The following is a 14175-nucleotide window of genomic DNA, read 5'->3' as shown; positions in this document are numbered from 1 at the left end:
TAATAACTATTCATTTTTTTGGACAATCTTTACACCACAACCAAGCTACCCCCTTTTTTAACCCTTGTCTTATTCGCAGGGGATTCTTTTTTAGAAAGACATGGTTTTTTTCGTCAATTCTGTGAGTGAAAACCATGTTTGTCTTATACTGTTACCCGCTGAATTTTATGCTTTTCTAGCAGTATGAGAAAGACCAGGCTTATCCCTGAGTCCATATGTTTGTTCAATATAAAAATTGTCTCGGTGAGAGGAGGATCACAATGAATCCAAGCAGGGAAGTCGAAGCGTTTGTTTGTTTATTTCTAGAAAAATATGAAAATGTTTTCAACAGGGATGATTTGTGCGCTTTGCGGGATTTTGTTTATTACAAAGCTCCACATATAAAGGGGAAAATTCCTTTTATTGAAATGATGTCTCTCATTTGGAGTGCAGATAGATCTGTTCTTAAAGACACCTTAGATACAGAACCTATATCTTTTGGACTGCTTGTTGATATGTTGGAAAATGCCACAAACCGGGATTTTGAATATATGAAATATCAGTTGGAACAATATACAAATGTTGCGCTATTTGCTTAACAGGTGAAACAAAAGAAAGCTTTGCCCCCTTGTCTTCTTTTGTTTCCATTTTTGATAAATGGAAAGACTTCCTCCTCGTGGGCCTGGTTATTATACCAGGCCTCTTTTTTTAGGAGCTTTCCTATAAGTCAATTCTCAGCAAACGAACCTGAAATATACTCACTTCGGGGTCTTCCCACTGCCATATTTCCCGCACGAGTCTAGCATATTCAGTTGTTAGATGATTTCATAACTTTTGAGACAGCCTCACTTTCTTTAATATATACCTTGGTTATCACATAAGACGTTTCTAATCAAACTATCTAAAAGCACCTCTGTAATATGCATATTTTCTTAGAAGATCTTTCTTTTAGAACAGTTTGTCGTGTATAAGTCATACTGCTTGCCGCTTTACATACAACAGCAGGAATTTGCGTTTTTTTCCTCGTTCAAAAGGGAATGTTTACGTGTATAGACAGAGTAAGGGGGAATTGACATTATTATGCGGGAAATTTTTATTTCTGATATTCATGGCCAATTTAAAGCTTTCACTTCTCTTCTGAGTCAATTAAACTATGACCCTAAAAAAGACCAGCTTTATCTTTTGGGGGATTACATCGACCGCGGCCCTCAATCCAATCAGCTTATTCGTTATTTGCTTCAACTCCAACAAATTGCAGGAGAGCATGTTGTATTTCTAAAAGGAAATCATGAGCGTATGATGCTTGATGCCTTTGAAAATGCAGACGACATTGATGTATCGTTATGGATACAAAATGGCGGAAGAGAAACCTTAAAAAGTTATGCGGGAAACCGGGTGTTAAAGGATTCGTTTGACGAAATCCATAAATGGATAACAAAAGAATTCGCTGAACATTATCAATTTATAAAGAATCTTGAAAACTATATAGAAACGAATGAACATATTCTTGTCCATGCCGGGATTAACCCTTCTCTGGAAAATTGGAAAGAAACACCTGAAGAAGAGTTGTTATGGATCCGATCCCCTTTCTTAGAAAATACCGTCTCTACCACAAAAAAAGTTATTTTTGGACATACCCCTACGATGACACTTCAAGAAGACGCAGAAGTGTGGTTTCAGCCAGACAAAATTGGAATAGACGGGGGAGCTGGGTTTAATAAACAATTAAATGCACTTATTTATCATAACGGAGAATATCACACCGAGTCTGTCACTATTGAAACTTAAAATACCCCCTCACTCCTCTGGAGCAAAGGGGGTATGTTTCTTTCAATTATTAACGTTCGTCCATTCCTTCTACGATCAGCTTATTAACCATCTGCGGGTTAGCTTTCCCTTTTGTTTCTTTCATAACTTGGCCAACTAAGAAACCGAGCGCTTTGTCTTTTCCGTTTTTATAGTCTTCAATGGACTGTGCATTATTATCAAGGATACCATCCACGATTTTTTTCAATTCGCCTTCATCTGAAATTTGTACAAGCCCTTTGTCTTTTACAATTTGTTCTGGATCTCCGCCTTCTTTCATAACATCAGCGAAAACTTTTTTGGCGATTTTACTTGAAATGGTTCCTTTTTCGATTAAGTTGATCAGCTTTGCAAGACTTTCCGGCGAGAGAGCGACATCGTTTAATTCTAAGCCTTCCGAATTCAAATAACCATTCACTTCACCCATCAGCCAATTAGCAGCCTGCTTTGCATCTGCTCCTTGATTAATCGTCTCCTGGAAGAAATCAGACATATTTTTGGATTGCGTAATGACTCCCGCATCATATTCAGGCAATCCATATTCTTCAATATAACGAGCTTTTCGTGCATCTGGGAGCTCTGGAATATCTTCCTTGATTTTAGCTTTCCAGTCTTCATCAATGTAAAGAGACACAAGGTCTGGTTCTGGGAAATATCTGTAGTCATCTGATCCTTCTTTTACACGCATAAGAATCGTTTCTTTTTTCGCGTCATCCCAGCGCCGGGTCTCTTGAAGAATTTCTCCGCCGGAAAGTAATTCTTGTTCTTGGCGCTTTTCTTCAAAAGCAAGTCCTTTTTGGACGTTAGCAAAAGAGTTCAAGTTTTTAAGCTCTGTTTTCGTACCAAACTCTTCCTGCCCTGCCGGCTTCAATGAAATATTAGCATCACAGCGCAGCGAACCTTCTTCCATTTTACAGTCTGACACTTCCGTATACTGCAAAATAGCTTTTAATTTTTCTAAATATGCATAGGCTTCTTCTGGTGTTTCAATGTCCGGTTCCGATACGATTTCAATTAAAGGTGTACCAACCCTGTTAAAATCAACGAGGGAATGAGCTCCATACTCATCATGTGTCAGTTTTCCAGCGTCTTCTTCCATATGGATGCGGGTAATCCCAATCTTTTTCTTATAGCCCTCTACTTCAATCTCAATCCAGCCATTTTCTCCAATTGGTTTGTCAAACTGAGAAATTTGGTATGCTTTCGGGTTGTCAGGATAAAAGTAGTTTTTACGGTCAAACTTCGTTTCTTCCGCAATTTCACAATTTAGTGCAAGAGCTGCTTTCATCGCATATTCTACTGCTCGTTTGTTTAACACAGGCAATACACCAGGATGACCGAGACATACTGGACAAGTATGTGTGTTTGGTGGTGCTCCAAATTCAGTTGAGCAATTACAAAAGATTTTTGTGTTTGTTTTTAATTCTGAGTGGACTTCTAGTCCAATTACCGTATCAAATTTCATCTTCTTTTCCCCCCTTACAGTTCCGGCTTTACTTTATGATGATCCGTCGCTTGTTCATAAGCGTGTGCCACTCGATATACTGTTCCTTCTTCAAATGGTTTAGCAATGATTTGCAGACCAACTGGCAATCCTTCTGAAAAACCGCAAGGAACTGATATTGCAGGAACCCCTGCCAAGTTAACCGGAATAGTTAAAATATCATTTGCATACATCGTTAATGGATCGTCAATTTTTTCGCCTACTTTAAAGGCAGTTGTTGGAGCAGTTGGTCCGATCACAACATCATAGTCTTCCCAAATTTTATCAAAATCCTGTTTAATCAATGTACGTACTTTTTGAGCTTTTTTGTAATATGCATCATAATACCCGGAGCTTAGAGCAAATGTTCCTAACATAATACGGCGTTTTACTTCGTCACCGAAACCGTTACTGCGTGTTTCTTTATACATATCAATCAAATTATTTGGATTTTTTGCACGAACTCCGTAACGAACCCCGTCAAAACGAGCCAGGTTAGCAGATGCCTCAGACGAAGCAAGTAGATAATAAGCGGCTACAGCATACTGAGAATGTGGCAAGGATACTTCTTCCCAAGTTGCTCCTTGTTCTTCTAATACTTTAAGAGCCTCAAGTACGCGCTGTCTTACGTCCTCATTGACCCCTTCTCCAAGATATTCTTTCGGTACAGCAATTCGCAGTCCTTTTACATCACCTATTAGGGACGAAAGATAATCCGGTACAGAAACGTCTGCAGATGTGGAATCTTTTTTACAATGCCCTGCAATTTCTCCAAGGACAAGCGCATTATCCTCTACAGTACGTGTTAAAGGACCAATTTGGTCAAGAGAGGAGGCAAAGGCAACAAGTCCAAAACGGGATACACGGCCGTATGTTGGCTTTAAGCCTACGACACCGCAGTATGAAGCTGGCTGACGAATCGATCCGCCTGTATCAGAACCAAGAGCAAAAGTTACTTCTCCTGCTGCCACTGAAGCTGCAGAACCGCCGCTTGATCCTCCAGGAACATATTCTATATTCCAAGGGTTGCGAGTCGTTTGAAAACCGGAATTTTCATTAGAAGATCCCATCGCAAATTCATCCATGTTCAATTTGCCTATTGTAACCGATTCTGCGTTCTCCAACCCATTTATAACGGTAGCATTATGAACTGGTTCAAAATTGGATAACAGCTGACTTGCACAAGTAGTACGAAGTCCATTTGTTACGATGTTATCTTTTATTCCTGCGGGCAGTCCAAACAAAAGACCTCTCGTATCATCGCTTTCTAGTGCTTCATCTAATTTTTTTGCTTGTTCTCTAGCTCCCTCTTCATCCAATGTCAAAAATGCTTGTACCTTATCGTCTACTTCCTTAATTCGCGAGTAAGATGCATCCACTAGATCTGATACCTTTATTTCTTTATTGTGAAGCTTTTTATGTATCGATGAAAAGCTTTCTTCTAAAATAGACATCTATCGTTCCCTCCTTTACTCTAGCACTGACGGCACTTTTACCTGTCCATCTTCTTGGTCGGGTGCATTTTTTAACGCTTCTTCACGATCTAATGAAGGGCGTTGCTCATCTTCACGTAATACATTATGAATATCAAGCACATGAGTGGTAGGTTCCACCCCATCCGTCTCAAGCTCATTAAGCTGCTCTGCAAATCCGATAATAGCATCAAGCTGTTCTGTGAAAGTGTCCACTTCTTCTTCTGTTACAGACAGACGAGCAAGATGAGCTACGTGTTTCACTTGATCTTTTGTAATACGGGCCATTCCGGTCACCTCCACCTAATTCGTTCTTTCACAATATATAGATGATACCAAATAAGAAAAAGACGGGCAACGTATCAGCGCCATTGCCCATTAAGTTGTTGATTAATACACATGGATAAATGGATCTTTACCTGGCTCTTTTACAACCAGTGCTTCTTCTCCGCCTGTGGATGAAATTTTCACTTCTATTTCTAATTCATCTGGAAAGCGTTGCTCTAATCGGTCAGTAACATGCTGAGTCAAAGCAATGATTTCTGTTTTACTGTAAAACGTTATCGGTATTTCGATGGAGAGGCTTCTTAATTCATCATTTTGGTAATATCCTTCTCCGACTACCCCGACATAGTTTTCGAAAAATTGATTAACATCATTTCTGAACTGATTAAAAGCTTCGGCATCGTCTCTTTGTTCCTCATCTGCATTATTAGATGGAAAGAGATAATGTTTTTCATTTAAAGATTGCCAATCACCTATTCCTTCTTCAGGTGGAGCCACTGCTGTCGCAATAAATTCACCGGGAACCGTGGAATCGCGAGGAGCTTCACGAAAAATAGCAAACATAATCGGAACACTAGACAATGCTCCCTCCGCTCTTTCTTCATTTCTCAATCTCTCAAGAACTTCATTAGCTAAGTTTTTGCCTTCCTCTAAACTGGTTTGTTCATTTATTGTCTCATTTAGCCACGGACCATATGTGCCATCACTATTTTGCTCCCTGAAATAATAAACACTATTCATGGACAGACCTATTACGAGTCCTCCCACTTGAAGGTTTCCTTCTTCGTTTTCAAATACGTAATTATGTTCAAGAATATTAGAGAGGACCCTTGGCTGCGAACTCTCCTGCTCTTCAAAGCTTTCTCCGCTCCCAAGCGGAGGATTTAGTCCGTCTGGATTCCCTTCTTCCTCTTCACTACCTTCTTTTTCTCTCATAAGCCAGCTGTTCAATTCATTTCTATTGATAAACTGCCCTTCTCGAAAGAAATATTCGTTCTGGTTAAATTCTTCAGAGGCAATCTCTTGCATGCCCACTTCCATTCTCTCTAAATCCATTCGGTTATAAACAATATCCGTATTGAATCCCCTTGTTACACCGTGTATAAACTGTCCATCCTGTAAAATACTGCGGTAGTAATTATCCAAACTTGGTATTTCAGGACTTACTTCTACGTCCGCTTCTTCCTCATCATCTTGATCGATATCCACTCCTTCATCATCAGGTTCTAAACCGGGCAGACAACCTGATAATAAAAGAAGAGAGGATAACGCAATCATTCCCGTATTCTTCCACATGTTTCTATCTCCTCATTTCCCCGGGAACTTTTTTCCTGTCATACGTTTATCTATGTAATACAATATCTATTTTTCAACTAGCTCAAATTCCATCATAGAACGACTGACAAAGATTCTCAAGTGAAAAAAATAGTATTTTAAAAGAGACAAGGAGAAAGGTTTCATCCTCTCTCCTTAACATTGTACTTTTATTTCGAGAATGTGAACTTACGAATCAACTTCTTCTAAAAATTGGTCTTCTCCCCATATTTCTACTCCAATTTCTTGGGCTTTGGTTAACTTTGATCCTGCATCTTCACCAGCAATAAGCAAGTCTGTGTTTTTACTGACACTTCCTGTGACTTTTCCGCCAAATGATTCTATTTTTTGTTTTGCTTCCTTTCTCGTTACGTTCTCTAAGGAACCAGTCAAAACAACAGTTTTCCCATAAAAAATAGAATCAACTGCAGTCGCTGCTTTTTTCGGTCCTTTATAAGTCATATTAACACCGAGTTCTTTTAGTTCATTTATTAACACTGCAGCTTCCGGTTTTTCAAAATAACTGACAATAGAATCTGCCATTTTTTCACCAACTTCATAAATAGCAAGCAAATCATCAGAAGAAGCTGTTTGCAGATGTTCCATCGTTTCAAAATGTTCAGCTAGGGTTCTTGCTGCTTTCGAACCGACAAACCGAATGCCAAGACCAAATATTAACTTTTCCAAAGAATTTTCTTTAGACGCTTCAATGGCATTTAACAAGTTTTGGACAGATTTCTCTCCCATTCGTTCAAGCTTAAGAAGCTCTTCTTTTTCAAGCTTATACAAATCAGCAATTCCTGCTACAAGATTGTGGCTGAAAAGCTGCTGAATAACTTTCTCACCCAGCCCGTCGATGTTCATAGCATCTCTAGAGACAAAATGAATCAACGCTTCCTGCATTTGAGCAGGACATTGTGGATTGATGCAGCGAAGTGCTACTTCTTCCTCAAGCCGAACAAGTTCACTTCCGCATGCAGGACATTCTGTAGGCATTTCAAAGTCCTTTTCATTTCCTTCACGCAGATCGTCTAACACTCTAACTACTTCAGGAATAATGTCTCCTGCTTTTTTGATAACGACTTGGTCGCCTATTTTAATATCTTTCTCGCGAATGAGGTCTTCATTATGAAGTGAAGCCCGCTGTACTGTCGTTCCAGCAACTTTTACTGCTTTCAATTGTGCGGTAGGAGTAACAACCCCAGTTCGTCCGACGGAAAGAGTAATGCCTGTCAGTGTAGTCACTTTTTCTTCGGCGGGAAATTTATACGCAATAGCCCAGCGAGGGTTTTTGGCTGTAAAGCCAAGGTCTTGCTGCTGCTTTAGATCATCTACTTTTATAACAATCCCATCGATTTCATAACGTAAATCGTTACGGCGGTTTACCCAGCTGTTCACATATTCAAGAACTTCTTCTATACTGCTGCAATGTTTGCTTTCCGGATTTGTTTTAAATCCTAACTCCTTCATATAAGTAATAGCTTCGAAATGAGTTTCTAATCCTATCCCTTTATCATCAGCTATTGCATATAAGAAAATATCCAGATTTCTGCTAGCAGCAATTTTAGGATCAAGCTGACGTAAGGAACCTGCTGCCGCGTTTCGTGGATTGGCAAACAACATTTCTCCCGCATTTTCTTTTGCCTCGTTTAATCTTTCAAAGGAGTGTTTTGGCATAAATACTTCTCCACGCACTTCAATGTCAGCTGGTTTTCGCAGCCGAAGCGGAATCGAGCCTACTGTTTTTAAATTACTCGTAATGTCTTCTCCTGTTGTACCGTCTCCTCGTGTTGCTCCGCGGACAAAGCTTCCATTTTCATACGACAACGAAACAGCAAGACCGTCTATTTTTAACTCACATGTATATTGAACGTCATCTCCTGTTACTTGTCGAACTCTTCGATCAAAATCATATAAATCCTGTTCGTTGAAAGCATTGCCAAGGCTCATCATTGGGATTTCATGCTGTACTTTCTCAAATGCTTCTAAAGGTGGTCCTCCTACACGAACCGTAGGTGAATCATTACTTTGAAGATCTGGAAATTCTTCTTCTAATGTCATGAGTTTTTGCATTTTTTCGTCGTACTCAGAATCTGGGACAAGCGGATTATCCAGCACATAATAATGATAGCCATATTTATCTAATAATTGCCGGAGCTTTTCGACCTGCTCCTCTGCATCTTTTCGATTCATTGACTGCCTTCCTTTCTAACTCTGCGTTAGGCTTTTGAAATCGGAGCAAATTTAGCGTAGAGACGTTTAACCCCTTCTGTAGGAAACGCTACGTCGAGTTCAACATCTTCCCCTTCTCCTTTGATACTAACTACAGTTCCTGTACCCCATTTTTTATGCTCCGCTTTATCGCCAACCTGCCAGTCGAAACTGCTTCCGCCAGTCGACGCTGATATGGTTCTTCCTTTCGCAGGAGCAACTGCTGCTTTCCGCTTTCGTTCAAATGGAGAAACTCCGCTATTCGCTCCTCCTATGCTTGTCTTTATCCAATCCGGTTTGTTTTCTTTCTCCATTCCATCAATAACATCCTGCGGAAGTTCTTGAATGAAACGCGACATTGGATTTGCCTGCGTCCGGCCATACAATTGGCGCATATGAGCATGTGTAAGATGCAGTTCTTCCTCTGCTCTCGTAATACCTACATACGCGAGTCGTCTTTCTTCTTCCATTTCTTCATTTTCAAATAAAGAGCGGCTGTGCGGAAATACGCCTTCCTCCATTCCAATTAAAAACACTACAGGAAACTCAAGCCCTTTTGCTGAGTGCAGTGTCATCATCACAACTGCGCTTTCATCGTCTTCTTCCTCCTGATTAATATCAGAAACAAGCGCAAGATCAGTCAAGAACGCGATTAAAGATTTGTCTTCGTTTTTCTTCTCAAAGTCTTTCGTTACGGATATAAACTCATCAATATTTTCTAGTCTGCTCTGAGATTCTAGAGATTTGTCTTCTTTTAAAGCATCGCGGTAACCTGTTTTTTCAAGTAATTCATCAACTAGCTCAGTGACCGATAAATAATCTTGCAATTGGATCCAGTTGCCAAGCTGCTCCGAAAACTCCAGCAATTTTTTGGTTGGACGTGCACTTAAGCCAATTTGATCGGCTTCCTGTAGAGCTGCAAACATAGATATTCCTTGGTTGTTGGCATAAGCAGCAATTTTATCTACAGTCGTTGCACCGATTCCTCGTTTTGGTACATTTATAATGCGGCCAAGACTGATATCGTCATCTGGATTAGCAACCACTCGTAAATAGGCAAGCACATCTTTAATTTCTTTTCTATCATAGAACTTCGTACCGCCGATCATATTGTAGTTTATATTGGATTTTAAAAACATTTCCTCCATGACACGGGACTGGGCATTGGTACGGTATAAAACGGCAATATCAGAATAATCGTAGTCTCCGTTTTGCACCGCTTCTTTTATTTTTTCCACGACATACACCGATTCATCCCGTTCATCCGCAGCTTGAAAGTAGTGTATATTTTTCCCATCATCATTTTCAGTCCAAAGGTTTTTAGGTTTACGTCCGCTGTTATTTTTAATGACTTCATTGGCAGCTAGCAAAATTTTCTTAGTGGATCGGTAGTTTTGTTCTAAAAGAATCGACCTGCATTCTTCATAATCGTTTTCAAAAGAAAGGATATTTTCAATATCAGCTCCGCGCCATTTATAAATCGATTGATCTGAGTCCCCCACTACGCATAAATTCCGGTGATTCTCAGCTAGTAAGTTAACGAGGACATACTGAGCTCTGTTTGTATCTTGATATTCATCGACGTGAATATATTGAAATTTTCGTTGATAGAAAGATAAAACTTCCGGCACCTGCTTGAATAACTTAATGGTCATCATAATTAAATCATCAAAATCAAGAGCATGATTGGTTCGCAGGCGGCGTTGATATTCTTTATAAACGTCTGCCGCTGTTTCTTCAACAGGTCCATATGCTTTTTCTGCAAATTTTTCCGGTGTATCCAGCACATTTTTAGCAGATGAAATCATTCCAAGCATACTGCGCGGGTCATATTTTTTAGAATCAATATTTTGGTCTTTTAAAATTTGTTTAATGACAGACAATTGATCAGAGCTATCAAGAATCGAAAAGTTTCGGTTATAGCCGATTCTGTCAATATCACGACGCAATATCCTTACACACATGGAGTGAAAAGTCGACATCCAAATGTCTTCGGCCACCGGTCCGACCAAATTAGCCACGCGCTCTTTCATTTCACGGGCTGCTTTATTCGTAAACGTGATGGCCAAAATGGCATACGGAGGCACCCCTTTTTCACGTATCAAATAAGCAATCCGATGAGTGAGCACACGGGTTTTTCCGCTCCCTGCTCCTGCCATCACTAGTAGAGGGCCTTCTGTGTGCTGTACTGCTTCTTTTTGTTCTGGATTCATTCCGCCGAGCATCTTTTCTACAATTTGTCGTTGCATGGGTACACCACCTCAAACATATGTTCGAATATATTATACGTTTTTTCCGTCATCGCTTCCATTGTTTTTTACTGCTTTTACAGTTTTCAGGGCAGCTTTCACATCTTCATATACTATATTTCCTACAACTACGGTGTCAGCAAAAGCTGCCATTTCTGCTGCCTGCTCAGTCGTTTTGATACCGCCGCCATAGAATAGTCTCGCATCTTTAAGAGTGTCAGCACAAGCTTTAACGATAGCTGGATCACCGTAAACGCCACTGTATTCCAAATAAAACACAGGAAGATGAAACAGACGGTCAGCAAGCATTGCAGCCGCCTCTACATCTTCTTGATTAAGTGCTGTATCGGCTTCTGTTAGAGATGAAACCTTTGCATCACTGTTAAGTATACAATAACCTTCCGTCACAATTTCTTCCCAATTCATCATTGTACCGTATTCTTTTAAGGCTTGTCTGTGCATTCCGGTAATCCAGCGAGGATCACCCGCGTTCAGCACGGTAGGAATAAAAAAATAATCAAAACCCGGCGTGATAGAATCCAAAGTTGAAACTTCAAGCGCACAAGCTACCGAATAACGCCGCACTCTCGCTAAAAGAGAAATTGTGTTGTCTAGCGTAACATTATCGCTGCCACCGATAATAATAGCATCTGTTCCTGATTCACAAATTGCTTCTAAATCTTCATCACTCAATTCTTTTGCTGGATCAAGTTTAAATACATGTTTCCATTCTGTATATGAAAGCATTTCTGCTCCTCCAAATTAAAAATACAAATACTCTTCTCAACGATTGATTATAGCAAACATTATACATTCTCCTCAAAAGCTTGAAGAGGAGGTTCTAACTTCTTGTCCTGAAGTGCCGGTTGTTCCTCTGTAAAAACGATCTTCTATAACAGATTGAGTGTCACTATATCCGTATTTGGTCAATAAATGCTGATCATTGCCCCCCTTTTCTATGCTTTCACAACCTGGGATTATTAGTCTATTTTCATTTTGATTTTATCCTCCAGCCAATCTATCCAATCCTCTTTTGACGGGCTTTCTGCTTCTGACATCGTAACTTCCGTTTGACTGTCTGAAGATAATGACATGAAACCTGCATATATAAGAATCACTATCATACATGCAATTACAAGTAATATTAATTTTTTTGTCCACCAAACCGATCTTCTTGTTTCAACAGGGGGAGGTGTAGATAAAGTTTGTTCCTTGCTTTGCTGCAAAGGTTTGGTAAGGCTTCGTTGTTCTGCATGTTTAGAATCCATCTTCTGTGAATTAGTAGAAGAATATTTCATCTTATATAACTCGGAATATAAATAGGGAAAGGAAACATAGGACGGGGGCGGTGGTGCCTCTTTCAAAAAGGAACGGTCAAGAATGGCTTTAGTCCAGGTATGGACAGCCCATTTTGCCATCTGTTCAGAAACGTTTTTTTTATCTTGAAGCCATGTAACGTACTTTTTGTATTCCTCTATAGAATTCAATTCTTGCAGAGAATCAACCATTCCTTCTTCAAGCATATTGATAAGTACATTTATGTCTTGTCTCTCTTTTCCATATAGAGCATAAAGAGCGTGCTTAAGATTATTGTTTTGTTTACACCAATGAAGACCAAATCGTTCAACAAAGGAACGTACACTATTTCCAATGAAATCTGTCATGTCTGCCCCCTGTTCTTGATAACTTATTTTCTATACTAGCTCGTTTTATGGATAAAAGCGAAGCCTTTTGCATTTATACACTCAATAATCACGCTCCATCCTATGGAGTAAACAAAAACTACCCTTTTGGCCGCCCCTGTCACCAAAAGAGTAGTTAGCGTTGTAAAAACTTCTTACATTGTGTTATTTCTGATTTTCCTTTTCTCCTTGTTCTTCTTCTCGTACGCGGTCTAAAGTCATCTGGTAGCTTTCATTTCCATAATTCAAGCAACGTTTAACCCTCGAAATCGTTGCTGTACTTGCCCCGGTTTCTGTTTCAATTTTATGATAGGTATGGCCATGCTGCAGCATACGTGCTACTTCAAGGCGCTGTGCAAGTGATTGTATTTCATTGATGGTGCAAAGATCATCAAAGAATTCATAGCACTCTTCTAAATCACGAAGGGACAAGATTGCTTTAAATAATTGGTCTAATTCTTTACCTCTTAACTTATCGATTTGCAATTATGCTACACCTCATTTCCAAACAAGTACTCTTCATACAGCAATGTATTAATCTTGTAATTCATTTACTATATCATCAAGAGCAGATGCAGTTGGCACAACATTGATCCATGTTTGCCCTGGCACAAACGCTATGTCTTCTCCCTCTTTTTCAGGAAGAATACGGCCGTCTTTATTTTTCCATTTTACTTGTAAAAGTTCTCCTTTTTGAAGTAAAAGACCTTCCCCGCCAGCGTCAAAGTTTATTTGCCGGCGCCCTTTATCGTCTACTACTTGATGAGGGGCTTCGATAAGGAGAACATTTTCAGGAGAAACCCTTAAATTCTTCTTTTCATCTAAGGTTGGCTCGTGATCACTAGAACGTTCGTATGTCTCTTCTCCTTCATTGTATTCAAACTGAACAGAGTATTTATCACGATACCAAACCTCTACCTCTTTTGCCTCTTGTCCTTCAAAAGACGAGATCGCTTCTTCTTCAAATGTATTTGGCTCTACTTCCTTTTCTAGTTCATATCCTTTATTTCCTAATCCCTTTAGAATGTTATCAAAGGTAATGTATGAGTTGTGAGGCGGCTGACGGTCGGATGAACGTTGGAAAAGAGTACCATCATGAAATAATCCATTCAAAAACGGAGCAGTTCCATTTTGTAGGATTTGTTCGGCTTCCGGACTCCATCCATGAGTTACAAAAAACGAATCGTAACCTTGAGCCAAATCAATAAAATAGCCGCGAGCACTTCGTACAGGGCCTATTTTTTCAGGCTGTTCACTTTGATATATTGCTAAAAATCTAGTTACGTCTCCTTCGGTTAATACTTCGTATACAATGTCAGCTTTACTCAAACTGCTTTGCGGCCTAGCAGCCGGGTGATTATTCACCATTACGGCAATCGGCCTGTAGGGCGATATTTCTTCTGTCATCTCTCCGGTTAATGGATGCATTTCTTCGTATACTTGTTCGTCATCGTCTTCATTTGATGCTTCCGATTCTTCTTGTATAATATTCTCCCGCTCTTCTTGTTTTGCATCCGTTTCTTCGACTTGACTTTGTTCACCTGGCTGTGTCTTAACTTCTTCATCACCTCCGAAACAAGCAGAAAGAAGAAGAAAACAAAGAGAACATGAGGTTAAAATCCACTTATTCATATCCCCAAATCCTTTTTTACATTAATATCCAGTTTCAGCACTGCCTCGGATTAATTAGCTGC

At 39.7% G+C, this 14175-nt stretch carries 12 protein-coding genes; 2 read left to right on the top strand and 10 right to left on the bottom strand.

Going from position 1 to position 14175, the window contains the following annotated elements:
- The first annotated feature begins 260 nt into the window (after positions 1-260).
- Together CEF16_RS19885 and CEF16_RS19880 are read left to right on the top strand one after the other, a co-directional pair.
- Positions 261-578 (top strand): hypothetical protein, encoded by a 318-nt coding sequence (locus CEF16_RS19885; protein WP_091585646.1) that lies wholly within the window; start codon positions 261-263, stop codon positions 576-578.
- Between the two features lie 481 nt (positions 579-1059).
- Positions 1060-1767, top strand: a complete 708-nt coding sequence (locus tag CEF16_RS19880) for a metallophosphoesterase family protein (RefSeq protein ID WP_091585644.1) — start codon at positions 1060-1062, stop codon at positions 1765-1767.
- Between the two features lie 49 nt (positions 1768-1816).
- Here CEF16_RS19880 and gatB read toward each other — a convergent pair whose 3' ends face one another.
- The 10 genes from gatB to CEF16_RS19830 form a co-directional block, all read right to left on the bottom strand.
- Positions 1817-3250, bottom strand: a complete 1434-nt coding sequence (gene gatB, locus CEF16_RS19875) for an Asp-tRNA(Asn)/Glu-tRNA(Gln) amidotransferase subunit GatB (RefSeq protein ID WP_091585642.1) — start codon at positions 3248-3250, stop codon at positions 1817-1819.
- A 14-nt stretch (positions 3251-3264) separates the two neighbouring features.
- Complete coding sequence (gene gatA, locus CEF16_RS19870; RefSeq protein WP_091585640.1) at positions 3265-4722, bottom strand: Asp-tRNA(Asn)/Glu-tRNA(Gln) amidotransferase subunit GatA; 1458 nt, start codon at positions 4720-4722, stop codon at positions 3265-3267.
- Positions 4723-4737: 15 nt separating this feature from the next.
- A complete protein-coding gene (gene gatC / locus CEF16_RS19865) occupies positions 4738-5028 on the bottom strand; it encodes an Asp-tRNA(Asn)/Glu-tRNA(Gln) amidotransferase subunit GatC (RefSeq protein ID WP_091585638.1) in 291 nt (96 codons plus the stop codon).
- A 102-nt stretch (positions 5029-5130) separates the two neighbouring features.
- A complete protein-coding gene (locus CEF16_RS19860) occupies positions 5131-6321 on the bottom strand; it encodes a CamS family sex pheromone protein (RefSeq protein WP_091585636.1) in 1191 nt (396 codons plus the stop codon).
- A 207-nt stretch (positions 6322-6528) separates the two neighbouring features.
- Complete coding sequence (ligA, locus tag CEF16_RS19855) at positions 6529-8532, bottom strand: NAD-dependent DNA ligase LigA (RefSeq protein WP_091585634.1); 2004 nt, start codon at positions 8530-8532, stop codon at positions 6529-6531.
- Positions 8533-8558: 26 nt separating this feature from the next.
- Positions 8559-10799: a DNA helicase PcrA gene (pcrA, locus tag CEF16_RS19850; RefSeq protein WP_091585632.1), complete on the bottom strand. Its 2241-nt coding sequence runs from the start codon at positions 10797-10799 to the stop codon at positions 8559-8561.
- Positions 10800-10832: 33 nt separating this feature from the next.
- A complete protein-coding gene (pcrB, locus tag CEF16_RS19845; protein ID WP_091585630.1) occupies positions 10833-11546 on the bottom strand; it encodes a heptaprenylglyceryl phosphate synthase in 714 nt (237 codons plus the stop codon).
- Between the two features lie 233 nt (positions 11547-11779).
- Positions 11780-12463, bottom strand: coding sequence for a hypothetical protein (locus CEF16_RS19840; RefSeq protein WP_091585628.1), 684 nt, complete (start codon positions 12461-12463; stop codon positions 11780-11782).
- Between the two features lie 183 nt (positions 12464-12646).
- Positions 12647-12967: a YerC/YecD family TrpR-related protein gene (locus CEF16_RS19835; protein WP_091585626.1), complete on the bottom strand. Its 321-nt coding sequence runs from the start codon at positions 12965-12967 to the stop codon at positions 12647-12649.
- 48 nt (positions 12968-13015) lie between these two features.
- Positions 13016-14113 carry a DUF3048 domain-containing protein gene (locus tag CEF16_RS19830; protein WP_091585624.1) on the bottom strand — a complete coding sequence of 366 codons (1098 nt, stop codon included), beginning with the start codon at positions 14111-14113 and terminating at the stop codon, positions 13016-13018.
- Positions 14114-14175: the final 62 nt, after the last annotated feature.

Origin of the sequence: Alteribacillus bidgolensis (assembly GCF_002886255.1) — a bacterium.
GTDB lineage: Bacteria > Bacillota > Bacilli > Bacillales > Marinococcaceae > Alteribacillus > Alteribacillus bidgolensis.
Note: the sequence above shows the minus strand (reverse complement) of the source record. Positions and strands in the feature narration are given on the sequence as shown.